Annotated in this window: 18 protein-coding genes; 9 read left to right on the top strand and 9 right to left on the bottom strand. The window is 70.8% G+C overall.

All coding sequences use genetic code 11. From position 1 onward, the window contains the following. The first annotated feature begins 169 nt into the window (after positions 1–169). Together WME79_RS33530 and WME79_RS33525 are read left to right on the top strand one after the other, a co-directional pair. Positions 170–823, top strand: a complete 654-nt coding sequence (locus tag WME79_RS33530; RefSeq protein WP_437523110.1) for an MBL fold metallo-hydrolase — start codon at positions 170–172, stop codon at positions 821–823. 163 nt (positions 824–986) lie between these two features. Further along, a complete protein-coding gene (locus WME79_RS33525; protein WP_437523108.1) occupies positions 987–2,105 on the top strand; it encodes a branched-chain amino acid aminotransferase in 1,119 nt (372 codons plus the stop codon). 181 nt (positions 2,106–2,286) lie between these two features. Here WME79_RS33525 and WME79_RS33520 read toward each other — a convergent pair whose 3' ends face one another. From WME79_RS33520 to WME79_RS33490, 7 genes are all read right to left on the bottom strand, one after another. Then, a complete protein-coding gene (locus WME79_RS33520; protein ID WP_437523106.1) occupies positions 2,287–3,681 on the bottom strand; it encodes a sigma-54-dependent transcriptional regulator in 1,395 nt (464 codons plus the stop codon). A gap of 191 nt (positions 3,682–3,872) precedes the next feature. Further along, positions 3,873–4,319, bottom strand: a complete 447-nt coding sequence (locus WME79_RS33515; protein WP_437523104.1) for a response regulator — start codon at positions 4,317–4,319, stop codon at positions 3,873–3,875. A gap of 73 nt (positions 4,320–4,392) precedes the next feature. Beyond that, positions 4,393–6,012 (bottom strand): protoglobin domain-containing protein, encoded by a 1,620-nt coding sequence (locus WME79_RS33510; protein ID WP_437523102.1) that lies wholly within the window; start codon positions 6,010–6,012, stop codon positions 4,393–4,395. Then, positions 6,009–6,539: an adenylyl-sulfate kinase gene (locus WME79_RS33505; protein ID WP_437523100.1), complete on the bottom strand. Its 531-nt coding sequence runs from the start codon at positions 6,537–6,539 to the stop codon at positions 6,009–6,011. The genes WME79_RS33510 and WME79_RS33505 overlap by 4 nt, the downstream gene beginning before the upstream one ends. Continuing rightward, the gene (locus WME79_RS33500; protein ID WP_437523098.1) at positions 6,536–7,651 is read right to left on the bottom strand and encodes an aminoglycoside phosphotransferase family protein; all 1,116 of its coding nucleotides are present in this window, start codon (positions 7,649–7,651) and stop codon (positions 6,536–6,538) included. The genes WME79_RS33505 and WME79_RS33500 overlap by 4 nt, the downstream gene beginning before the upstream one ends. A 306-nt stretch (positions 7,652–7,957) precedes the next feature. After that, complete coding sequence (gene xylF, locus WME79_RS33495) at positions 7,958–9,052, bottom strand: D-xylose ABC transporter substrate-binding protein (RefSeq protein WP_437539994.1); 1,095 nt, start codon at positions 9,050–9,052, stop codon at positions 7,958–7,960. Between the two features lie 76 nt (positions 9,053–9,128). Continuing rightward, on the bottom strand, positions 9,129–10,478 hold the full coding sequence (locus tag WME79_RS33490) for a glycoside hydrolase 5 family protein (protein WP_437523096.1): 1,350 nt from the start codon (positions 10,476–10,478) through the stop codon (positions 9,129–9,131). Between the two features lie 679 nt (positions 10,479–11,157). Between WME79_RS33490 and WME79_RS33485 the strand changes: the two genes are divergently transcribed. The 3 genes from WME79_RS33485 to WME79_RS33475 all read left to right on the top strand — a co-directional run bounded on the left by WME79_RS33485 (position 11,158) and on the right by WME79_RS33475 (position 14,097). Further along, positions 11,158–12,276 carry a sterol desaturase family protein gene (locus tag WME79_RS33485; protein ID WP_437523094.1) on the top strand — a complete coding sequence of 373 codons (1,119 nt, stop codon included), beginning with the start codon at positions 11,158–11,160 and terminating at the stop codon, positions 12,274–12,276. A gap of 223 nt (positions 12,277–12,499) precedes the next feature. Further along, a complete protein-coding gene (locus WME79_RS33480) occupies positions 12,500–13,051 on the top strand; it encodes a PadR family transcriptional regulator (RefSeq protein WP_437523092.1) in 552 nt (183 codons plus the stop codon). Beyond that, complete coding sequence (locus WME79_RS33475; RefSeq protein WP_437523091.1) at positions 13,048–14,097, top strand: alpha/beta hydrolase; 1,050 nt, start codon at positions 13,048–13,050, stop codon at positions 14,095–14,097. The genes WME79_RS33480 and WME79_RS33475 overlap by 4 nt, the downstream gene beginning before the upstream one ends. Here the strand turns inward: WME79_RS33475 and WME79_RS33470 are convergent. Further along, complete coding sequence (locus WME79_RS33470; RefSeq protein WP_437523089.1) at positions 14,094–18,038, bottom strand: protein kinase domain-containing protein; 3,945 nt, start codon at positions 18,036–18,038, stop codon at positions 14,094–14,096. The genes WME79_RS33475 and WME79_RS33470 overlap by 4 nt on opposite strands. 927 nt (positions 18,039–18,965) lie before the next feature. Then, positions 18,966–19,310: a hypothetical protein gene (locus WME79_RS33465; protein WP_437523087.1), complete on the bottom strand. Its 345-nt coding sequence runs from the start codon at positions 19,308–19,310 to the stop codon at positions 18,966–18,968. A 188-nt stretch (positions 19,311–19,498) separates the two neighbouring features. Between WME79_RS33465 and WME79_RS33460 the strand changes: the two genes are divergently transcribed. From WME79_RS33460 to WME79_RS33445, 4 genes are all read left to right on the top strand, one after another. Then, positions 19,499–20,995, top strand: a complete 1,497-nt coding sequence (locus WME79_RS33460; RefSeq protein ID WP_437523085.1) for an amidase — start codon at positions 19,499–19,501, stop codon at positions 20,993–20,995. Between the two features lie 199 nt (positions 20,996–21,194). Then, the gene (locus WME79_RS33455) at positions 21,195–21,887 is read left to right on the top strand and encodes a hypothetical protein (protein ID WP_437523084.1); all 693 of its coding nucleotides are present in this window, start codon (positions 21,195–21,197) and stop codon (positions 21,885–21,887) included. A gap of 299 nt (positions 21,888–22,186) precedes the next feature. Further along, positions 22,187–23,308, top strand: a complete 1,122-nt coding sequence (locus WME79_RS33450; RefSeq protein ID WP_437523082.1) for an ADP-ribosylglycohydrolase family protein — start codon at positions 22,187–22,189, stop codon at positions 23,306–23,308. 128 nt (positions 23,309–23,436) lie between these two features. Continuing rightward, the gene (locus WME79_RS33445) at positions 23,437–24,303 is read left to right on the top strand and encodes a helix-turn-helix domain-containing protein (protein ID WP_437523080.1); all 867 of its coding nucleotides are present in this window, start codon (positions 23,437–23,439) and stop codon (positions 24,301–24,303) included. Positions 24,304–24,368: the final 65 nt, after the last annotated feature.

The raw sequence follows: 24,368 nt of genomic DNA, 5'->3' as shown, positions 1-24,368 counted from the left end.
GCGGCCAGCGCGCGCGGGATCGAGCCTCCGAGGTCCGCGAGCCTCCGAGGTCTCCGCGCGGTCTTCATCGCCGCAGCGCCGCGCGCTCCGGGCGGTGGTCGGCGGTAGTCGACCGGCGCTCGCGGCGCCGCCTCGCCGACGATGTCGCGCGTGGAGGTCGCGGCGCAGCGTGCTACAAGCTCGCCCTGTGCTGCTCGAGACGTTCTCCGTCGGTCCGCTGGGGTGCAACTGCTCGATCCTCGTCGACCCTGCAAGCAAGGGCGCCGTCGTCATCGATCCCGGGGGCGATTTCGACAAGATCCGCGCGCGCGTCGAGCAGGCCGGGGCGAAGGTCGCGGCCATCGTGCACACGCACACCCATATCGATCACGTGGGCGCCACGGCGCCACTCCAGCGCTGGTCCGGCGCCGCGGCGCGCATTCACGAGGCTGACCGCTTCCTCTACGACATGCTCCCCGTCCAGGCGGCGATGCTCGGCATTGCGCTGCCGGAGCGGTGCGAGATCGACGGCGACCTGAACGACGGCGCGGTGGTGAAGGCGGGCGGGCTCGATCTGCACGTGCTCCACACGCCTGGGCACACGCCGGGCAGCGTCTCGTTCCTGGTGCTCGCGGAGACGGGCGCCGTCGCGTTCACGGGGGACACCCTGTTCCGGCGCAGCATCGGCCGGACCGATCTGTGGGGAGGCGACTCGCGGGCGATCGTCTCATCCATCCGGGGCAAGCTGCTCACGCTCGATCCGTCGACCCGGGTCGTCACCGGACACGGCCCCTCCACGACGATCGGCGAGGAGCGCGACAGAAATCCCTTTTTGCGGTCGTGACGCGCCGCCCGCTTGCGCCCACTCCGACGCGTCGACGCGTTGCTTTCTCGCGAGAAAGTGCTTGCATCCCGTCAGGATTCTTTCGAAAAATGCCGCGCGACGATGACGCGCGTCGGCCCACCCGAGCCGGGTCGACCGCTGTCCGCCGCGGAAGTCGAGCACGATGAGCACTGAAAGCGCGCCTGCCACGAAGGTCGATCTCGAGATCCTAGCCACGCCGCATCCCCTCGGCGACGCGGAGCGCGCGCAGCGCATGCAGAACCCTGGCTTCGGGCGCGTGTTCACGGAGCACATGGTCGTGATCCCGTACGCGGCGGACAGGGGCTGGCTCCGGGGGCAGATCAAGCCGTACGCCCCGATCACGCTCGATCCTGCGGCGATGGTGCTGCATTACGGTCAGGCGATCTTCGAGGGCTTCAAGGCCTATCGGCAGCCGGACGGTCGCATCAAGACGTTCCGGCCGGAGGCGAACGCGCGCCGCTTCAATAGCTCTGCCCGCCGGCTGGCGATGCCGGAGATACCGGTTGATCTGTTCGTCGGCGCGGTCGACGCCCTGATCCGCCAGGATCGCGGATGGGTTCCCTCGCCCGTGGGCGAGAGCCTGTATGTCCGACCGTTGATGTTCGCCACCGAGGTGGCGCTCGGGGTGAGGGCGTCGCGCGACTACGATTTCCTTGTGATCGCGTCGCCTGCGGCAGCGTATTTCCCTCAGGGCGTGAAGCCGGTGACGGTCTGGATCTCGGAGGATTTCGTCCGGGCGGCGCCGGGCGGCACGGGCGCAGCCAAGTTTGCGGGCAACTACGCCGCGAGCCTGCTCGCGCAGATGAACGCCGCGGCCGAGGGCTGCGCGCAGGTGGTCTGGCTCGATGCCGTCCAGCGCAGCGTCGTCGAGGAGATGGGGGGAATGAACATCTTCTTCGTCTACGAGGAGCGGGGGCGCCCCGTGATCGTGACCCCCGAGCTGACAGGCACGCTCCTGCCGGGCATCACCCGCGACAGCATCATCCAGCTCGCCCGGGATTTCGGTTATGCCGCGGAGGAGCGCAGGGTCACCTTCGACGAGTGGCGCGCGGCGGTGCGCGAGGGCCGCATGACCGAGGCGTTCGCGTGCGGCACGGCCGCGGTCATCACGCCCATCGGCGCCGTGAAGTCCCGCGAGGGGACCTTCTCCATCCACAACAACGAGACAGGCCCCGTGGCGGCGCGCTTCCGCGAGGCGCTGCTCGACATCCAGCACGGCCTCGCCCCCGATCGCCACGGCTGGATGCACGACGTGGTCTGACCCGCTTCGGATACGGGCCCACCTCGGCGTTTTCGGTGCTCAGCGCACCGGAGTGCGCTTGCGCGCCGAAAACGCCGATCTGGGCCCGTCTCCTGTGCGGGTGACCGCCGCTCTGCTCTGCGTGGTGCAGAGGGAGACCGCCGCTCTGCTCTGCATGGTGCAGAGGTGGGCGGAGGCCGCGCTACTCCGCGGCCGGCGGGCGCTTGGACTTCGCCGTCAGGCCATATTCGTGCAGGCGGTACTGGATGGTGCGTATGCTGATGTCCAGGAGCTCGGCCGCGCGCGTCGTCGAGCCGTTCGTCGCCTCGAGCGTCGACAGGATGGCGTAACGCTCTATCTCCGCCATCGTGGCGCCCGGGATCCGCAGGGCCCCCTTGGCGACCGGCGCCGCGTCGATGGGGAGGTGCTCCGCGTCGATGCGCGCGTCGTCGCACAGGACGACCGCCCGCTCGATCGCGTTCTCGAGCTCCCGCACGTTCCCCGGCCACCGGTGCGCGATGAGCTTCGCCCGGGCCTCGTCGCTGAACCCCTCGATCTTGCGGTGGTTCTCCGCCGCGAACCGGCGCAGGAAGTGATTCGCCAGGAGCAGCACGTCGGTGTCGCGGATGCGCAGCGGCGGCATGTCGATGTGGACGACGTTGAGCCGGTAGTAGAGGTCCTCCCGGAAGCGGCCCTCCTGCACCGCCGCCGCGAGATCGCGGTTCGTGGCCGCGATGAGCCGCACGTCGACGGTCACGGCGTCGTTCCCGCCGACGCGCTCGAACGTCCTCTCCTGGAGGACGCGGAGCAGCTTCACCTGCGTCGAGGGGGCGATCTCGCCGACCTCGTCGAGGAAGAGCGTCCCGCCGTGCGCCTGCTCGAACCGCCCGATGCGCCGCTTGTCGGCGCCGGTGAACGCGCCGCGCTCGTGGCCGAACAGCTCGCTCTCGAGCAGGGACTCCGCGAGCGCCGCGCAGTGCAGCGTCACGAAGGGCCCTTTGGCGCGCGAGCCCTTCGCGTGGATCGCGCGCGCGAGCTCGCCCTTGCCCGTGCCGCTCTCGCCGGTGATGAGCACCGTCGCCCGCGCGCCCGCCACCTGCCTGGCCATCCGGTAGACCTTCTGCATCGCCGGGCTCGTCCCGATGAGCCCCTCCACGCCCTCGCCCTGGCGCTCTCGCAGCTGCCGGCGGAGGTTCTCCGCCTCGACCCGGAGCGCGCTCCGCTCGAGGGCGCGCTCCAGCGCGAGGAGGAGCGCGTCGAAGTCGACCGGCTTCGTCAGGTAATCCTCGGCCCCCGCCCGCATCGCCAGCACCGCCGAGGTCACGTCCCCGAACGCGGTGACGACGATCACCGGCAGCGCCGGATCCTGCTCGCGCAGCTTCCCGAGCAGCGCCACCCCATCCATCCTCGGCATCTTCAGATCCGTGATGACGACGTCCGGCGGCCGCTCCGCCGCGACCTCGACCGCCTCGACGCCGTCCGCCGCCGCGTCGACGGTATAACCCTCCTGGCGCAGCAGCTTCTCCAGCCCCGAGCGCGCGCTCGCCTCGTCGTCCACGACGAGCACCCTCGAGCTCTGCCTCTTCTCAGCGTTCATATCGTTCCTTCCGAAGATACCGTGTCCGCGAGGCGCCGTGACCCTCGTTCGGCCGCAGCGCGGCCGCGCGCGGCCGCGCGGCCCGAGGACGCCGGCGGGGAGGGGGCCGCGCCGCGCCGGGGCGGGGCGAGGCGCGCCGCAGCCGTTGCACGCGGGCGCAAGCCGTTCGCCGGGCCAGGCGCGCCCCCTGTTCAGGCCGGGGAAGGGAAGGGGGAGCTCGGCCGCGAGGCGCGCGAGGCGTCGGAGAGCGCCGCCGCCGCGTCCACGACGGCGCGGAGCTCGTCGCTCAGGGCCATGTAGTCGATCGGCTTCGTGTGCACCACCGCCGCGGGCTCGAGCCCTCGCCCCAGCCGCGCCACGAGGTCGGGATACCCGGTGAGCAAGAACAGCGGGAGATCTGGCCGGAGCGATCTCGCGTAGCGCGCGACCGCGATCCCATCGGCGTGGGGCATCCGGAAATCGGTCACCAGGATGTCCGGGATCGGACGGCGGGCCAGCCGCGCGATGGCAAGCGCGCCGTTGGTCGCCAGCTCCACCCGGAAGCCGTCCTCTTCGAGCAGACGCTCGAGGAGGCGAGCGCTCTGCACGTCGTCGTCCACGAGCAGGATCAGCGGCTGTTCGGTGCTGCGCGGTTCCACGCCCGGATCTCTACCAAGTTGCGTGCCAGCCCTGGAGCCGCAGGCGCGCGCTCACCGAGGAGAGCGGCGGAGGTCAGCCGGAGCGGCGCAGCGGGAGCGTCACGCGGAAGAGCGTCTTCCCTGGGCGGCTCTGGAACTCGATGGTCCCCTCGTGATCGGTGACGATGCGGTGAGCGATCGCCAGCCCGAGCCCGGTGCCGTTCGGCTTCGTCGAGAAGAACGGATCGAAGATCGGCGCGTCCGGGCTCGCGATCCCGGGGCCGTCGTCCTCCACCTCGATGACGGCGTGGCGCGGCTGCCGCCGCGCGCGGAGGGTGACCGTGCCGCCTCCGGCCGCGTCCACCGCCTCGATCGCGTTGCGGAGCAGGTTCAGGAGGACCTGCTCGATCTTCGCGGGATCGAGGTCGAGCTCGATGTCGGTCGAGGGCAGATCGACCTTCACCGCGGCCTGCGCGCCGGCGCCGTCCGACGACGCCGCGAGGCGCGCCGCCCGCTCGCAGAGCGGGACGACGGGCGTCGGCCGGAGGTACAGCGGCTTCGGCCGGGCGAAGTCCAGGAACTCGCTGACGAGGGTCGAGAGGCGGCGGATCTCGTCGCGTACGACCTGGATCGCCTCCAGCGTGTCCGGGTCCTTCAGGCCGGCGCGCGCGAGCCCCCGCTCGAGGAAGGTCACGTGGAGCTGCGCGCCGTTCAGCGGGTTCCTGATCTCGTGCGCGAGGCCGGCCGCGAGGGTCCCCACCGCGGCGAGCTTCTCGCTCTGGCGCACGCGCGCGGCGAGCGCGTTCTCGTCGGTCGTGTCCTGCCCGATCGCGAACAGCACCACCTCGTCGTCGGCCGCGGAAGGGGCGTACGCGAGCTGCCAGCGCAGATCGCGGATCTTGCCGGCGCGCGTGCGCACGATGCTCTCCAGCAGATCGACGCTGGGGCGGCGGCCCGCGGCGACGTCCTCCACGAGCGCGCCGTGATCCGCGCGGATCTCCTCGGGGAGGAGCGCCTCGACGAACGGCACCCCGAGCACGTCCTCGCGCGCGAGCCCCGTGATCCGCTCGGCTTCCCGGTTGAAGAGCCGCACGATCGCCTGCGCGTCGAGGCCCACCACGAGGACGCGGGCCAGCTCGACGGCGCTCTTGTACCGGTGCTCCGTGCGCGCGAGCGTGCGGCCGACCTCCTCGCGGTCCAGGCGCTCGGCGCGCTGCGCGCGCGCGAGGAAGTCATCGCGGTACGTCTCGAGCATGATGGCGAGCTCGAGATCGAGCACCTTGCTCACGGCCGCCCTGACCGGGATCACCTCCGCGCCGAGCGCGCCCTCGGCGATCTCGTGGAACGCGAGCCGGATGAGCGTCATCGCCGTGAACATGTACCGCTGGGGGAGGCCCACCCGGACGTGGATCCGCCCGATCTTCGCGCTCTCGTCGAAGTACGCGCCGTCGTAGGGCCCCGTGCAGATGCGCGTCATCCAGCGGACGAGCGATCGCTTGAGCCGCTCCACCTGCTCCTCGCCGGTGAAGACATCGTGCGCGCCCTCGTGCTCGCGGATGCGATCGTAGAACTCGTCGGCGATGCGGGGGAAATGCGGCTCCGCGTGCGCGCGGAGCGCGGCGAGGCAGCGCTCGTCCTGCTCGCTGAAGCGGACGTACCGCTTGATCTCGTCGAAGAGCGTCTCCTGCGCCGGCACGGTGACCGTGTCTATCACGGCCCCGCTCCCGCCGAGGCGGACCAGGATCGCACGCGCTCGATCAACGCCGCGAGCGCCGCTTCGTCCTCGCCGCCGCGCGCGATGAGCTCCGGCGCGAGCGGCGCCTCGTACTCGACGCCCGCGCCGGGGAGCGCGCCGATCTCCCCGGCGCCGGCCGCGTGGTAGAGCCCTTTCGGATCGCGCTCCCTGCAGGTCGCCGGCGCGACGTCCACGTAGACCTCGATGAGCCGCGGCGCGAGCGCGCGGGCGCGCTCCCGGTAGGCGCGGCGGTGCGCCGTCGCCGCCACGATCACGATCGGCCCCTGGCGCGCGAGCAGCGCCGCGAGGCGCGCGAGCGTCTCGTAGAAATCGTCGCGAGCGCGCGGGTCGTAACTGGGCCGCGGGACCAGGGCGTCGCGCACCTCGTCCCCGTCGAGGAGGCAGCTCGCCCGCCCCTCGCCGAGCAGCGCCCGGTGCGCCCGCGCGGCCAGCGTGGATTTGCCCGACGACGGGAGCCCCGTGATCCAGACGACCCCGCCGCTCACGCGAAGAGCCTCTCGGCGTCGTCCGGATCGAAGCGCGGGGCGTCGAGGGCGCGCTCCACGAAGGAGAGCAGCGCGTCCCTCGCCTGCGCCGTGACCGCGGGGTACCACGCTGGGTTCGCCAGCACGAGCGCGCGCCACGCGAGGAACGGCGGCGCCACGTCGAGCAGGCCCGCGGAGCCGCTCCAGCCGAGGTAGACCTGCCAGAGCCGGCGCCACAGCGCGCGGAAGCCGCCCTGCCATGCGCCGGGCGCGTCCAGCGCGAAGAACACGTAGTTGATGGAGAGGCAGGTGACGTCGTCCGCGGGATCGCCCTGGGATCCGCGGCTCGTGTCGAGCAGCGCGAGCCGCGACGACCCGTCGAACACGATGTTGAAGGGGTGGAAGTCCCCGTGCGTGCGCGCGAGCCGGAGGTCCATGCCGCGGAGCTTCCATCGCCACGCCACACAGCGCCGCTCGATGGCCTGGAGCCGCTCGGGCGGCGCGGAGGGCACGTCGTCCGGATAGCCGTCGATGATGCCAAAGATGCCTTCGCCGTGGCCCACGAGATCGCGCACCGCGCGGCGGTAGCTGCCCGGCTGGGCGCCGGGCGCCGCGTGGAGCGCGATGAGGTACCTGGCGAGCGCCTCGCAGCGCGCCAGATCCTCGGGGCCCGCGCCGCGCTCGCTGGCGATCCGGCGCAGATCCGTCGCGTAGACCTGCCCTTCCGCGTACGTGGTGAGGAGATAGAACTCGCCGGCGTCGCGCAGCGACACGAGGCGATGGTCGTGGGTCAGCGCGCCGACGTCGACGACCCCGACGTGCGCAGGGATCGATCCTGCGGTGTCGAAGGCGAGCAGCGCCTCCGCCGCCCGATCCGACCGCCGGTCGTGTCCGAACGGGTCCGCCGTCGACGTGTGCAGGACCAGCCGCTGCTTCGAGCCATCCGGCCTCATCACCGTGATCCGGCGGGGGACGCCGTAGCCGGCGGACTTCTCGGTCAGCTCGTGGCCCGAGCCGGCATCCGGCCCCAGGGTGGCGATCTCGACGACCTGCGCGCCCGGCACGACGGCCTCGACGAGCTGGCGTATCGGGCGCGAGAGATCGGGCTCGGACAGGGCTGCCTGGGCGCGCATGGTCTCCTCGAGGGTGCGGGGCGAGATCCCGACGTGGCCGTCGGAACCGCGAGAGCGGCAAGAAGCAGGCCGCCTCGCTGATGCACCGGGCCCTACCGCGCGGGGGCCGTGGCCTGCGCCCGGCGTCGGCCGCGGCCGGCGGCGGTGGGCGCGGGCAGCGCCGGACGGGCTCGCAGGACCTGCGTCACCGCGCGAGGCGTGCGCCGTGCCGTGCCGATCGTCGATGTGTGGAGCGGAGAAGTCGCCCGGCGAGCGGCATGTCCCTGGTGGGGTCGCTCGCCGGGCCTCGGATGTCCGGACAGGGGCCTACTTGGCGGCCGGCCACTGGTCCTTGGGGAGGTCCTTGTAGACGTCCTCGACCTTGTGGAAGCCGTCCGCGATCACCGTCGAGGCAAGGTTCTCCTTGTCCACGGCGACCGGCGTGATGAGCACGCTCGGGACGTCCTTCTTGCCGTTGTTGACCGTCTGCGTCTTCTCGCCGACGGGCTCCTTCTTCGCCAGCTTGACGGCGAGCTCGGCGGCCTTCTCGGCGAGCAGCTTGAGCGGCTTGTAGACGGTCATGCTCTGGGTGCCGGCCGCGATCCGCTGGCAGGCGGCGAGCTCGGCGTCCTGCCCCGAGACGCCAACCTTGCCGGCGAGCTTCTGCTCGCCGAGGGCCTGGACCGCCGCGCCCGCGAGCCCGTCGTTCGACGCGACGACCGCCGTGACGTTGTTGTTGTTCTTGGTGAGGGCGTTCTCGGTGATCTTGAGCCCCTCGACCGGCTGCCAGTCCTTGGCCCACTGGTCCGCCACCGTCTTGATGTCGCCCTTGTCGATGAGCGGCTTCAGGATGTTCATCTGCCCTTCGCGGAAGAGCTTCGCGTTGTTGTCGGTCGGGGAGCCGCCGATGAGGATGTAGTTCCCCTTCGGGAACTTCTTCACGAGGGCATCAGCTTGGAGCTCGCCCACCTTGACGTTGTCGAAGGACACGTAGAGGTCCAGGTCGGAGTCAAGGATCAGCCGGTCGTACGCGATGACGGGCACGTTCTGCTTGTGCGCCGACTCGACGATGGTGGCGGTCGTCTTGGCGTTGTGGGGCACGACCACGAGCACGTCGACGCCCTGCGTGAGCAGGTTCTCCGCCTGCGAGTTCTGGAGGGCGTCGTCGCTGTTCGCGGACTGCACGAGCACCTGAGCGCCGAGCGCCTCGGCCTTCGCCTTGAACAGGTCGCGGTCGCGCTGCCACCGCTCCTCCTTGAGGGTATCCATGGAGAAGCCGATCGTGAGCTTCTCCTTCTTCTTCTCCGGACCCTTGGCCTCCGCGCTCTTGGCGGCTGTTGCCTCGGGCTTGTTCGCGCTTGCGCCGCCTTCAGACTCCGGCTTCGAGCAGCCGGCCGAGAACGCGAGCGAGAACAACGCCATGAGAAAGGTGGAGCGACGAATCAAGGTGACCTCCGCGTGAGATGAATGGATAGGGGCTCTGTGTTGGCCGCCGGCGCTACTGCGTCGAGTTGAGCTGGTCGGCGTAGCTCATGATAAGATTCAAGGTTTCCGTGTCGTCATCGTACACCGAGTACCACCCCTGGAGCTCATGGGGCGGATCGCCGATGTAGTCGTTCCCGAGGAGCCAGTAGTCGTTGCCGTCGTCCGACGGCCTCCCGGCCCCGGCCCAGGCCCAGAAGTTGACGCCGGCGAGCTCCGGGTTCTCGACGACAGCGTCGAACATGGAGGCGTAATACTCGTTCCGCTTGGCGACGGGCGACGAGACCGGCTCGGACTTGTCGTCCCGGGCGAGCCCGAACTCCTCCACGACGATCGGCTTGTTCAGCGCCCTGGCGTGCGCGAGCTGCGCGTCGATGTACCCGTTGCTCTTGGTGATGGCGGCCTGGAGCCCCTTCTCGGCGGCGCTGTCGATCGGCAGCGACGGGTCGTACCACTCCCAGTTCTCGGGCCACACGTGGAAGGTGAGGTAATCGATGCCGGGCACGTCGTGGAACGCCTTGTAATCGCTGTTGGCGTAGTCGCCCCAGTTATAGGACAGGTCGCCCTCCGAGCCGATGGAGACGAGGTGGTTCGGGTCGATGTCCTTGATGAACTTCGCGTTCCTCTCGACCCAGAGCTTGAAGAGCGGGCCCCAGCCCTTGAACGATCGCGGCTCGTTCCCGAGCTGCCACGCCATGATCCCCGGATGGTCCTTGAGCTTCTCGATCAGGACCTTGGCCCGGCTGAAGTAGAACTCCTGTGCCTTCTTGTTGCAGAAAAACAGCGACGAGAGATCCATCTGGTCGGGCCAGGGGTTCGTGTTCGGATCGAGCGTGCCCGAGTGAGGGATGGCCCACTCGTCGATGGCCACGGCCTGGCAGTCCTGGCCGGTGCCCTCCTGGAACCGGATCGAGCCGGCGAACGGCACGTGGTGGTCCGCAGCGAGCAGGGCAGCGCCCGTCGTGGGGTGGGTCAGGCCGACCTGGTACGCGCTGAAGTCCTCTCCGCAGGAGAGGGTCGGCTGCTCGTGAGCCCACTTCATGTACTGGGGCATACCGCCGGACCAGTGCCAGAAGTCGTTCAGGGTCATCACCGCCTTCATCCCGCGGCTGTGCATCTCGTCGAGCACCGTCACCAGGTTGTCGGCGAACGCCTCGAGCTGCGCGTCGGCGCACGGCTTGTCGGATGATGCCGGAAAGATCCGTTGTGGGCCGTACTGCTGATCGTTCTGCTGCGCCGCAGGGATGTCGCCCTCGCTGAGCGCCATGATCCTGAGGTTCAGGGCGCCGTGGGCCTCGAGGACGTCGAGCTCGGTGCGCAGGCGCTCGGGGCTGATGTAGGGAGCCGACCAGAAGTTCGTGCCCATATACCTGTACGGTTTGCCGTCGAGCAGCAGCTTACTACCTTCGGCGCGGACGTAGCACTTTTCCGGTTGCTGGGCGCAGTCGAGCTCCTGGCCGCCGCCGGTTCCGTCCCCGCCGCCGCCGGTGGCGTCGCTTCCGCCGGTGGCGCCGCTTCCGCCGCCGCTGGTGGCGTCGCTTCCGCCGGTGGCGCCGCTCCCGCCGCCGCCGGTGTTGCCGGACCCGCCCGTGCCGCCGGAGGGCGCGGGGTCCGCCGGGTCGGAGGAGGAGCACGCGGCGAGGGAGAGCAAACCCAAAGCGAGCAAGAAGGTCTTCTTCATGGTCGGTTCCTTATGTGGTTCGAGTGTCGTTCCTCACGGATCGCTGAGCCCTGCCGCCCGGAGCGCGCGCCCGGTTCGCAGGGATCTGCCGAGCTGCTGCGCCACCGTCGCGGGGTGGCATCGCCGGCGGCAGCGGTGAGCTCCCCCTGATTCCGCGACGATACAAATCTCCGCTCCGGGTGGTCGCTCGCGCGCCGGCGTGGCTCGTGGCAGACCACTTAAACGGTTCAGCGTCAACAGGGAAGAGGTCGGCTGGTGTGGTGCCTCTCGCGTGATGCGTCTCCGGGCGCGCCGGGGGGGTTCCAGGCTAGACTGGGCGGGCGTGAGCCGATCCGCCGGGCGGCGGCTCCGTGGAGGACGGGGGATGTCGCCGAGCTTGATCCTGTTCGCGGTGCCAGCCTTCTTCGCGCTCATCGGCGTCGAGCTCTGGCTCTGTCGCCGCCGCGGGCGCCGCGACTACCGCTTCTCCGACGCGCTCGCCAACCTCTCGTGTGGGGTCGGGCAGCAGGTCATCGTCTCCGTCGTGAGCGGCGGCGTCCTCGTCTATCTCGTCCTGTTCGAGCGCGCCGCGCTCGCGCGGCTGCCGGAGGGCGCGTTGTGGAGCTGGGCGGCCTGCTTCGTCGCGGTCGACTTCTGTTACTACTGGGCGCACCGCGCGAGCCATCGGGTGAACTTCATGTGGGCCGCGCACGCGGTCCATCACCAGAGCGAGGACTACAACCTCTCGGTCGCGCTGCGCCAGAGCTGGCTTCAGCGGGCCTTGTACTGGCCGTTCTTCTGGCCGCTCGCCGTGCTCGGCTTCCCGACGGGGATGGTCGTCACGACGTATACGCTGAACATCCTCTATCAGTTCTGGATTCACACGCAGCTCGTCGGCCGCCTCGGTCCGCTGGAGTGGGTGCTGAACACGCCGTCTCATCACCGCGTGCACCACGGCGTCGACTCCGCGTATCTCGACAGGAACCACGGCGGGGTGCTCATCGTCTGGGATCGGCTGTTCGGCACCTTCTGCGCCGAGGGGGCGCCCCCGCGGTACGGCGTGGTCCAGCCGCTGGCCAGCTTCAGCGCGCTGCGCGCCAACGTTGACCCGTGGCGGAGGCTCGCGCGCATGGCGGCGGCGGAGCCGCGCCTCGCCGGCAAGCTGCTTGTCTGGTTCCGGCCGCCGGAGTGGCGGTCCACGGCGACTTCGGCCGACGAGGGCCCGCTGCGCACCGACCCGGAGTACGTCCTTCACGACGCGGCGCGCCCCCGCCGGGCGCGCGCGCTCGCCGCGGCGCTCTTCCTCGCGGCGCTGCTCGGCGCGATCGCGTACCTCTACGCGTCGCCGGCCATGGCCGCGGGACCGCTGTGGGCGGGGGCGGCCGTCCTCCTTGCGGGGCTCGCGGCGGTCGGAGCGCTGCTCGACGGGCCGAAGCTGCCGGCGCCGGTCCAGGGCGCGGCGGCCGCGAGCGCTCCGAAGGAACTGCCGATCTCGCCGGCCTGAGCGGCGGGAGCAGTCCTGAAGAGCGACAAAGAATTTCGGGAAGATTCACAGGGAGGCGGGGAGGCGGGGAGTAAAATCCCACCAATCTCCCCGTCTCCTTGTTCAATTTCTCGCTAAAAATCCCAACAAAGTGAGGGATCTGTCAGGGCTTCACCTCAGGGGACCTACCTGACGAGAGACGACCTTGACAGGAGGCATATGACACACGTATCATATGGCTCGCATGTCACTACGAGCGGCCATCCTCGGCTTTCTGCGGCTCGAGCCGACGAGCGGGTACATGCTGCGGAAGCGGTTCGAGGGATCTGTCGGGGCGTTCTGGAGCGTCACGCAGAGCCAGATCTACCGGGAGCTTCACGCGCTCGAGAAAGACGGGCTCGTGGTGAGCGAGCGCGAGCCGGGCGAGGGGAAGCCCGACCGGCTGGTCTACTCGCTCTCGAAGCGCGGGATGATCGAGCTCGACGCGTGGCTGCGGGCGCCCGTCGAGCCCCTGCACCTGCGACATCCCCTGCTCCTCAAGTTCGTCCTCGCGGCTGAGCTCCCGCCACGGGTCCTCGACGACGTGCTCGCGAAGTACAGGGACTCGCTCTCCGCCACGCGCGCCGAGTACACAGCGCGCCTCTCGATGAAGGAGATCTTCTCGCTCGCCCGCTCGAAGCGCGAAGCGACGTTGTGGCGGCTCTCCATCGAGCATGGGCTGGCCTGGTGCGACGCCGAGCTGGCCTGGGTCGACAAGGCGCGGCGCGAGCTCGCGCCAAAGGGAGGCGCTCGATGATCTGGTTGCCTGTCGTGCTGGCGCTGCTCGCCGTGGTCTGGGGCGTGCTCTGGAGGCGCTCGCGGTTTCCGTGGGTGAAGTCGCCTGGGCGCCCGCAGCAACGAGGCCGTGGCGGGGTCGTGCGCACCGTCCACTTCCCGGCCGTCGACGGCACCAAGCTGGAAGGTTGGCTGTTTCTGCCGGACGACGTGCACGCGCCGCCGGTGGTGCTGATGGCGCCTGGCCTCGGCGGCACCAAGGACGGCTTTCTCGAGGAGTTTGCGTGGGCCTTCGTGGAGCGCGGGCTCGCGGTGCTGGCCTTCGACTACCGTTGTTTCGGTGGGTCCGAGGGCTTCCCGCGGCACTGGGTCGCGCCGCCCCGGCACCGCGAGGACTACGAAGCGGCGATCGCGTTCGTGCAGCGCGACCTCGGCGAGTCGGTGGACTCGTCGCGAATCGCCCTGTGGGGCTCGAGCTTCTCAGGCGGCACGGCGCTGGTGACCGCCGCGCGCCGTGACGACGTCCGCGCGGTGGTGGCCCAGTGTCCGTACTTGAAGACGCCGCCGCGGCTCGAGCCACGTGGCCTCTCGATGGCGCGCTTCGTGTTCCTGGCGACGCTCGACATGCTGGGCGTCTTCCCGCCTGTGTATGTGCCGCTCTTCGGGCGCCCCGGCGAGTGGGCGTTCGCGACGAGCGTGGAGAACCCGAGCGTGGCCGGACTGGATGGGCCGCTCGGTTCGGATTTCTGGCGACTGCTTCCCAAGCCTCCTCTTGGCGGGTGGGAGAACCGGATGCTGGCGCGCGGCCTGGCGACCCTCGACGAGTCCGTCCCGATGAACGAGCTCGACAAGGTGAAGTGCTCGGTGCTCTTCGTCGCGGCGCATCGCGACGACATGGTTCCGCGCGCGTACGTCGAGGAGGCGCACGCGCGGCTGCAGGATCGCAGCGAGCTGGCCGGGTACGACTGCGGGCACTTCGATCTCTATGTGGGCCCGGTGCACGCGGAGAACGCTCGCCGACAGGCCGACTTCCTCGCCCGCGAGCTTCGCTCCCGCGGGGGGAACTAGAGGTCTTGTTGTCCTGCGGAGCCTCCCTCGTCGACCCACGCGCGCGCTAGCTCGAGCGTGCGTGCGTTCTCCTCGACGCGCTGGAGGAACTGCTCGCGCCGCGCGGCATCGTCGAGCTGGGCGGCTACATCGAGGAGCCTCGTCCGGGCGTGCGCGATGGCGGTCCGGGCCGCCGGGAGGTCGCCCGCCGCGAACAGCGCCTCGGCGTAGACGAGGCGGGCGAACGCCTCGCCTTCCTCGACCATGCCCAGCCGGTCGAGCAACGCGACCGCCGCGCGCGCCTCGGCGAGCGCCTCGGAGCGCTCGCCGCGCGCGAGCAGGGCGGCCGCCAGCGTCGCCCGCGCCAGCACCACGAGCGGACCTATCCTCTCCAGCTGCGCCACGGAGCGCCGGGCCTCGGCCTCGGCGCCGGCGAGATCGCCCGCGCGCATGAGGCAGCCGGCGAGGTAGGTGCGCGACGCACCCGCGAGCCGGCGATCCCCCTGCGCCTCCAGGAACGCGATGGCCTTCCTCAGGGCCTCGCGCGCCTCGTCCAGCGCGCCCTGACGGCAGAGGGGCGCGCCGAGGGTGCTCCACGCGACCGCCATGCAGCCGTCGAGGCCCATGCGCTCGGCGTCTGCGAGCGCGGCGCGGAGGATGGCCTCCGCCTCGGCGTACGCGCCGAGCTGGTGCTCCTGGAAGCCGAGATCGAGCCGGCAGAAGCAGGCCAGGCGCAGGTTCCCCGCGCGCTCGTGGGAGGCGACCGAGCTCGCGAACAGCGCCCGGCCCGAGCCGTGTCGGCCCGCGTACAGCTCACGCCAGGCGCGCTCGCGGAGGACGACCCCGCTCACGGCCGGGTCGTCGCAGAAGCGCTCGGCCGCGGCGTCGATGAGCACCTGGAGCGGCGTGACGTGCGCGTAGAGGCCGCTGATCGTCAGGTAGAGCGCCGTCCCCGCGGACGCCGCCAGGAGCGGGCCCGTCGCGCCCTCTCCGGTCCAGGCGTCCACGAGATCGCCGCTGAGGCTGGCGAGGCGGTCGTGCTGCCCCAGCCGGGCCAGCACGACCGCGGCCTCGCGTACGGCGGCGTACCAGGGCGCGCTGCGCCGGGGCAGCTCCTCCACGGCCATGGTCGCCCAGCGCGCGGCCTCGACGAGCTCGCCGCGCCAGTGGTGCGCCTCGGCCCGGTGCAGGAGGACCTCGCCCCGCGCCTCGCCGCTGATGCCGAGCTCGATGGCGCGCCCGGTCCACGAGAGCACCACGACGAGGTCGTTCGCGGCGAGCGCCTGCGCCGCGGCCTGATGATAGAACGCGGCGGCGCGCAGCGGCTCGCCGCCCCGATCGAAGTGCTCCGCGATCACCGCGGCCGAGGGCTCGGCCGCGCGCTGGAGCCACTCGCCGGCGAGCCGGTGGCCGAGCGCGCGATCCTGGTCGGTGAGCATCCCGTAAGCCGCCTCGCGCACGAGCGCGTGGCGGAAGACGAGCTCCCGCTCTCCCTCGAACCTCGCCTCGTCGCGCGCGCCGATCCATTCGAGCCGCTCGAGGCGATCGAGGTGATCCGCGAGCCCGGAGATGCCGCCGGGGCCGCCGAGCAGCGCCTCCACCGCGCCCCGCCAGAACACCCGCCCGAAGATGCTCGCCGCGCGCAGCACCTGCCGCGCCGCGCTGTCGAGGCGCTCCAGCCGGGATTGCACCATCGCCAGCACGGTCTCCGGAAGCGCGCCCTGGCTCCCTTCGGAGGTCGCTCGGATGAGCTCCTCCAGGTAAAACGCGTTGCCGTCGGCCTGCGCCACGAGCTGCGCCACGGTCTCGGCGCTCACCCCATCGCCGAGGACGTGCCGCACGAGCCGCGCGCCCGCCCGGGAGCTCAGCTCCTTGAGCCGGAGCTCCTGGAGATCCCTGTGGGCCCAGAGCCCGGGGAACAGCGTGTACACCTCGGGGCGCGCCAGGGCGAGCACCAGGAGCGGCTGGTCCACGAGCCGGCGCAGGGCGTCGTTGATGAACTGGACCGTGGGCAGGTCGCCCCAGTGCAGGTCCTCCAGCACGAGGAGGAGCGGCTGCGCGGCGCACGCGGCGGAGGCGAAATCGAGCCAGGCCCTGCGCATCTGATCGCCCATCAGCGGGGCGTCCTTGCGGGCGGCGCGGAGGGGCGCGCTGTCCTCGTCGGGGAACGGCGTGCCCAGGAGCTCGCCGAGGAACTCCGCCACGCGCTGCGCGTCGGCCGCGCCGACGCGCTCGGTCACCCGCGCGAGCAGCTTCTCCCGGCGCGCCTCGATCGGCTCGCCGTCGCGGATCCCGCACGCGCCCTGGAGGGCCTGCCGCAGCATCCCGAACGGGGCGCCCTTGCGGAGCGGGTCGCCGCGGCCGATCCAGACCGCGACGGGCTCGTCGCGCTGCCGGACGCGGCGGATGATCTCGTAGGCGAGGCGCGACTTGCCTAGCCCCGCCGGCGCGGTGACGAGCACGGCGCGCGCCCGCGACTCCTCGATGCACCCGGCGAGGAGGGCCTCGAGCGTGGCCATCTCCCAGTCGCGCCCGACGCAGGCCGTGGGCCGGCCGAGCAGCATGCGCGCGCCGCGGGCGAGCGGCTCCTCTCCCCGGAGCCACAGGCCCGCCTCGGTCTCGACGACCTCGAAGCGGGCGTCGAGCAGCGCGGCGGTCACCTCGTCGATGGCGATGGGCGTCCCGCGTCCGGACGCCGGCGCGCCCGGAAGCGCCAGCTCGGGCTGCGCCAGCATCCGGACGGCGCGGTCGATCACGTCGCCCACCGGCCGGCCGCCGGTGACCTCCACGCGGCCGGTCGTGAGGACCACCGTCCGGTCCCCGCCGGCGGCGCGGAGCAGGAGCGCGCAGCGGGCCGCCTGCGCGGCCTGATCCGTCGCCACGCCTGCTCCCAGGAGGATCACCAGGATCGACCCGTCCGCCAGCAGCTCCAGGCACGCGCCGAGGGCCTCGATCTCCCGGCGCAGCTCCGGCGACACCACTGCGACCACCGTCTCCGAGTCGGCCCGCCCCTGGGAATCGGCGAGCCGCGGCGCCGGGCCCATCAGCGCCACCGAGAGCACCCGCCGCTCCTTGTGGGTCAGCGAGGACTGGCGGCGGCGGTTCGAACGCGGCGGCTCCGACGGCGCGCGCGACAGCGGCGAGACGCCCATGGCCTCGAGCGCCGCGGCGATCTCCGCGCCGTCGCGGGGGCGGTCGTCCGGGTTCTTGGCGAGCATCCGGGCGCAGAGCGCGTCGAGGGCGGGGGGGATGCCGGGGCAGAGGGAGCTCACCCGCGGCACCTCGTCGAGGAGGATCTTCGCGAGGACGGCCATCAGGTGAGCGCCGCAGAAGGCCGGCTGGCCGGTGAGGCACTCGAACAGCACGCAGCCGAGCGCGAAGACGTCGGCGCGCGAGTCGACGTCCTGCCCGCTCCGGGCCTGCTCTGGCGCCATGTACGCCGGGGTCCCGAGGAAGGTGCCTGTCCGCGTGAGCCGCGTGGCCTCGGGGATCCCGGCGATGCCGAAGTCGAGCAGCTTCACGCGCGCGGCGTCGCCGTTCACCAGGAACAGGTTGCTCGGCTTGAGATCGCGATGAACGATGCCGCGCGCGTGGACCGCCGCGAGCGCGGCGGCGGCGCCCACCGCGAGCGTGATCGCCTCGTCCACGGTGAGCACCTGGCGCTGGAGCCGCTGCTCGAGATCCTCGCCATCGAGCCACTCCATGGCGAGCCACGGCGCGCCCGAGGCGCCGAGCCCGTGCGCAACGTAGCGCACGATACCTGGGCAGGAGAGCTCTGCGAGCACCGTGGACTCGCGAGAGAGGCGCGATTCATCGGCGGATTTCTGCTCGTCGAGGCACACTTTGACGGCCACGACCTCGCCCGAGCGCCGATCGACCGCCTGGAAGACCGCCCCCATGCCGCCGGCGGACGCCTGGCCCACGATCTCGAAGCGGCCTCCGAGCACTTCCCCTGGTTGCATCACCTCGAGTATCGGCGTCCTCGGCCGCGAAAGTCCACGGCGAGCGCCGGGGCTGGCCGCCGAGGCCGACGTTGGGGCAGGTGCGGAGCGTCACCCCCGTGTCCGTGGCCAGCCTCACGCCGTCCGTCCAGCAGGGGCGAGGAGCCATTGGACGACGTCTTGTGACCGAGTCTGAGTCCTCTCTCCCCTCAAGGCCTGTCTCTGTTCCCCGAGACCGGTGTTCTGATCCTCCGTAAGCGGCTCAGATCGGGTGACGACTTCTCTGTCATGGGGGGGACAACGTGTGCCAGCGCGCGCCGGCGCGCCGCGCGGCGCTGGCTCTGCAGCATCGCCCCGCCGGGGGCGAAGCCGGGCCGACGTGGACGAGCGCCCGCAGGCTGTGGAGTATGTATAAGGAGGCCCCTTCGAAGGGTGCGTGAGATGTTGATTGGGTGTCACTTTCCAGGGAGAGCGGAACACATGGTTCTAAAGAATGCTCTCCCACCCCGGGGGACAGGCCTCCGCTGACCGTCGTCTGGCCGAAGCGCCTTGAACGACGCGGGCCCGCCCCGGGCAGTGGCCACCTCGACGAGCGTGCCCCTCCGCTCCTCGTTGGACAACGGGCAACGCGCCGTGCCAGATGGACAGGACCGACGCCGCCCCGCCCCCGGCGACACCAGCTCGCGCCCCGAGCGGTTTGCGTCATGACGACGATGACAACCGGTCACAAGGCTGCTCCGTCGCTGCCGGTGACGCGCCGCCCGGTGCACGGTGCGTGCCAGCAAGCCGCGCTGCAGCGGCGAGAGCGGCTAGAGCGGCTGGGCATGGAGCCCAAGGGAGGGAGCGAGAATCCCAAACTATTCAAAAAAATCGAACATCAACTTGCCACCGAACCCCGACTTGCTATATCTTACATGAAGTATGATGCGCCTAGCTCTCGCATATTCTTCATCTTTGTAGCAGAGCAACCGTATTCAAGGCGCGCTTCTTCTGTCTCTGTGTCACCTGCTTGGCTGGTAAAAAGCCGCGAAGAATCACCTGTTCAAGGCCGCTGTACATCCTAGCTAAATTTGCTCTCGACGAACCGTCGAGAGGGTGCGAGCCAGTTGGTTCGCTGGACGGATTGGTGTTGTCATTATCACGGGTTGGCGATTCGTCCTGAGCGACGAGCGTCATCACATGGCCTTGATCGAACGGAGCTTGACGATTCCATGCCTCGTTGAGCTCTGGTCTGCTGTCCTCGTGCGATTCGAGCTCGAGGTCACGAATCGGCGCCTGACGGCGGAGATTCATTCGGCATAGGGTTGATATCCTGAAGTGAGAGGGAGCAGTCCATCGTGAACAAGAACATTCTATCTGGCGCTGCCTTGGTAGCAGCCATTTTCGTTGGTATTGCCGCAGGGGCTCCCAGCACCACCTATGGTGCGACCGCCTCGGTTGGCGTTCCCGCTATCGACGTATCTGAGCTCACGATCTCGAAGGTGCAGTGGGCGTACTACACCCGCCGTTACACGGCGGAGGCCCTGACGAACGCGTATCTCTCGAGGATCGCGCAGTACGAGTCGTCCTACAACGCGTTCACCTCGATGAACCCGGACGCCATCGCGCAGGCGCGCGAGATCGACAGAAAGCGCAGGAACGGCGTGGCCCTCGGCCCCCTGGCCGGGATCCCCGTCGTCATCAAGGAGTCGATGGATTACGCCGGCTTACCGTCGACGGCAGGCTGGGCTCCGCTCAGCTCGCAGGTCGCCGGCGGTGTCGATCTGTTCCCCATCAAGAACTCCGTCGTCGTCGATCGGTTGATCGCCGCCGGGGCCATCATCCTCGGGAAGACGAACATCCCGGCCTTCAGCGACGACGGCACCCGAGCGAACAGCAGCTGGGCGGGGCCCACCTACAACGCCGTGGACCCGAGCCTGGTGCCCGGGGCGAGCAGCAGCGGTACAGCCACGGCGGTGGCCGGCAACTTCGCCGTGCTTGGCCTCGCGGAGGAGACGGGGGGATCCATCCAGAACCCTGCGGCTGCGCAGAGCCTCGTCGGCATCAAGCCGACGTTCGCCCTCGTCCCCACGGCCGGCGTCGTGCCCCTGGCCGCCAGCACGAGAGACGTGGTGGGCCCCATCGCGCGGACTGTCCGCGACGCCGCCATGATGATGGATGTCCTCGCGGGCTCCTGCCCGGAGGACCCCAAGACGAGCCTGTCCAATGGACACCTGCCTGCGGGGGGCTACACGAGCCGGCTGAGCAAGACCGCCCTCTGGGGAAAGCGGATCGGCCTGTATGGCCCGGGGTGGCGCCACGGCGGCCTGTCTTCTGAGACGCAAGCGCTGTACGAGGAAGCGATCGAGGAGCTGGAGGACGAAGGCGCGATCGTCGTCGAAGATCCCTTCGCCGGGAGCGGCTTCGCCGATCTGGCCTTGCCCAATGAGCCCTACGACATGCGAGGGACGGAGTCTCTTGCCTACGACTTCCAGCACTATCTCAAGGGGGTCGCGGTCGGAGGGAATATCGTCGGCTCGATCGACGGATTGGCCGTCGTCACCGGGATCTCGCCGTTCGAGCCGGTGGTCGGCCCGCTGTCCTGGTACGTCGACAAGCTCCCCGTGCTGGCCTCCTCGCTGCTCTTCCCCGAGGACGCGCCCGATCTGTCTGCTTTCTGGGCCCTGCGCGACCAGTACGTGAACGTCTTCAACTCCGTGATGGCGACGCACGATCTGGACGGCCTCGCGTTTCCGCAGACCTATGACACGGTGCCGGAGCTGTCTGGCTCGGACACCTATCCCGCGACGACCGAGTCCGCGATCAACATCGCGGGCTTGCCCGGGGTGGTCGTGCCCGCTGGTCAATACTGCAACGGGGCTCCCTTCAGCCTGATCTTCGTCGGCCCTCGCTGGAGCGAGGCTGCCCTGCTGGGGTTCGCCTACGATTACGAGCAGGCGACTGAACACAGGATCGAAGCTCAGCTGACGTCGTGGTGAGCTCGCGCCTCGCACCTCCGGCGCTGCCGGAGGTGCGAGGGACGTGCGTGCAGGAAGCCGGCGACACACCCGCGGGACAGTGCCAGGGTGCCAAGGCGCACGCTGGCACACCCGCGGCACAGGTTACGCGTCGCACCGCCGTTTTGCCGTGGTTTTTGTCTGCCGTCAGGTTGGCGCTGGTCATGCAGTGGCGGACGCCATGAAGAAGAACGCTTCCATGCTGGTTGTTCTGGCGCCCCTCCTGCTGGCCGCCTGTAACGTGAGCTTCATCGAGGGCGCGACGAACGACGGCGGCGCAAGCGACCCCGCCGATCCGCCGGGCGAGAGCGGTTCGAACGACCCCGCCGATCCGCCGGGCGAGAGCGGCTCGATTGCGGGCAGCGGCAGCTCCGGGGGGGACGCTGTGCCAGGCGATGCGTTGCCGGCCGTCGCCTTGACGCGCGCTCAGCTGGATGTGCTCTGGGACCGGTACTGGGAGAGCCAGGGTGACGTCGGAGGCAGCACCGGGTCGGGCGGCGGCGACGGCCCGGCGCTCGATCCCAACGACCTCTTCCTTCATGCATCGGATCTCGGTGTCTCGTGCGGCTCCCCGACCACGCGTCTCACCTGCGGCGGGCACTGGGAGCTGAGCCTCGCGCTGCCCAGCGCTTACCAGCAGGTCGGCGTCTACGATCTCGAGGATCCAGCGCTCATTGCTTATAGCTACATGAGCGAGACGGGCGAGCCCAACTCGCCGCGGCCGGACGACTGCTCGGGGGGTGGTGGGTCGTTCGGGCCGGGTACGCTCGAGATCCTCTCCATCGACGAGGCCGAAGTGCGCTTCCGTCTCACCATGGGCTCGCCCTGGGACACCGATCCCAGCGGCGAGTACACCGCTCCCCGCTGCCCCTGAGGCGGAGTTGTCCGAGCCACGACTGCGAGGCGAGGCCAGATCGGCGTCACGATCAGGTTCCCCATCGTCGACGAGCACAGACGCTCGGCGCCCGGGAAGGCTCGTGAACATCGGTATCGCAGCTCGAGCTGCTTCGGCGTCCGGTGGTGCGGAGGTGGGCGTCCCCTGCTCTCGCGACACGGTGTCGATCCTACCGGCGAGTGACTGCCATCCTGGCACGCCGGCGCCCTGGCCAGCCCGCGAGGAGGCGCGGATCTCCGCTGTGCTCTCCGGGCACGGAACGTGAAACGCGCGCTCGCATGGCCATCGAGACGACACCCATCGATCGCGAGGACCGCCTCGCCGGCGTCCTCCTTGGGACGGCGGTCGGCGACGCGCTCGGACTGCCCAGAGAGGGCCTGTCGCGCCGCCGCGCAGCCCGCCTCTTCGGCGCGCCGCCGATCGAGCACCGCTTCGTGCTCGGCCGCGGGATGATCAGCGACGACGCCGAGCACGCGTGCATGACGGCCCAGGCGCTCCTGGCCGCGCCGGGGGACGCGGCGCGGTTCGCGCGCGCGCTCGCGTGGCAGCTCCGCGGCTGGCTGGCCTCGCTGCCGGCGGGCGTCGGTTACGCCACCTTGCGGGCGATCCTCAAGCTGTGGCTCGGGTTCTCTCCGGAGCGGAGCGGCGTCTTCTCCGCGGGCAACGGCGCCGCGATGCGCGCGCCGATCCTGGGCGCGGTCCTCGCGCTCACGCCTTCGCGCATCGATGCCATGGTGCGGGCGTCCACGCGCCTCACGCACACCGATCCACGCGCCGAGGAGGGCGCGCGGATCCTCGCGCTCGCGGCCGCGTATGCCGCGGTGCGCACGCCCGAGCAGGTGAATCCGGCCGAGCTGCTCCCGTTGCTCCGCGAGCGCGTCGCGGACGAGGAGCTCCGCCGCAGGCTCGACTGCGCGGCGGAGCTGCTGGGCCGGCGCGCCTCGTCGGAGGACTTCGCCGCAGCGATAGGCCTCCATCAGGGCGTGAGCGGCTTCATCGTGGACACCGTTCCAGCGGCCCTGTTCTGCTGGCTCGCGCACCCGGGCGATTTCCGCCGCGCGGTGGAGGACGTGATCCTGCTCGGCGGTGACGCCGACAGCACGGGCGCGATCGTCGGCGGCCTCGCGGGCGCGACGCTGGGGGCGCGCGCGATCCCGGGAGCGTGGCTCGACGGGATCGCCGATTGCCCGCGGTCGGTCGCGTGGATGCGGCGGCTCGGCGCGCGGCTCGCGCGGTGTTTCCGGGGCGAACACGACGAGGGCGCCGCGGCGGGGGAGGAGCGAACCGCCCGAGCGGAAGGGCCTCTCGGCCTCTTCTGGCCGGTATTGCCGTTGCGCAACCTGGTTTTCCTGGTGCTGGCGCTGGGGCACGGATTCCGGAGGATGCTGCCGCCTTACTGAACTCCGAGCGCCCTCTCCACGGGACGGCTCCCGAAGCCGTTTGCGCGCTGGCTCGACGGAGCCGGGGGCCTGCTCGACCGCGGCACGGCTCGGCCGGAGCGGCCTTTGCGCGCCGCGCGTCCTCGGCCATGGCATGCTGCTTCTCCCTCGGGCTGCCCATGCGCTTCGTCACGTACACCCCGCCTCCCCCACTCGGCCGCTTCGTCCGCCTGCTCTGGTACTACGCCGCCCCCGAGCTCCCCGACCTGCTGGAGCGCGTGCTCCCCAGCGGCGCCATGAGCCTGCTCATCAACCTCGCCGAGGACGAGCTGCGCTGGTACGACAGCGCTGCCGATGGCGGCGCCGCTCGCTGCCACCGCCTCTCCGGCATCGCCGTCTGCGGCGCCCACGCCGAGCACTTCGCGATCGACACGGCGGAGCAGCGCGCGATCGTGGGCGCGGAGCTCTCCCCGGGCGGCGCGGCCCCGTTCTTCGGCCCGGACGCCGCGGCGCTCGGCGGCGCCCACGTCTCGCTCGACGCGCTGTGGGGCCGCGAGGCCGCCCTCGTCCGCGAGCGCGTGCTCGAGGCGAAGACCCCCGAGGAAAGGCTCCGCGCGCTCGAGTCCGCCCTCGCATCGCGGCTCCTCCGCCCGCGCGCGCCGCTCGAGCGCGATCCCTCGGTCGATTTCGCGCTCGCCGCGTTCGCGGACCCGTCCCGCGCGTGGACCGTGGCCGACGTGACAGGGCAGCTCGGGATGACCTCGAAGCGGTTCATCCGGAGCTTCACCGAGCGGGTCGGCCTCACCCCGAAGCGCTATTGCCGTGTGCAGCGCTTCCAGCAGGCGGTCTCTGCGATCGAGCGCGGCGAGCGCGTCTCCTGGGCGGGCGTCGCGGCCGCGTGCGGCTATTACGACCAGGCGCACTTCATCCACGATTTCCGCGCGTTCGCCGGCCTCACGCCCACCGAGTACGTGACCAGGCGCCGCGAGCGGAACCATGTCCCGCTCGACGGCTGACCACCGGCGACGGCTGAGCCGGCGCTGGCCGAGCCGGCGCTCTCCGAGCCGGCTCAGCCGCCCGG

Source organism: Sorangium sp. So ce726 (assembly GCF_051521405.1).
GTDB lineage: Bacteria > Myxococcota_A > Polyangia > Polyangiales > Polyangiaceae > Sorangium.
The sequence above is the reverse complement of the archived record's forward strand: the minus strand, read 5'-3'. Positions and strand labels throughout refer to the sequence as shown.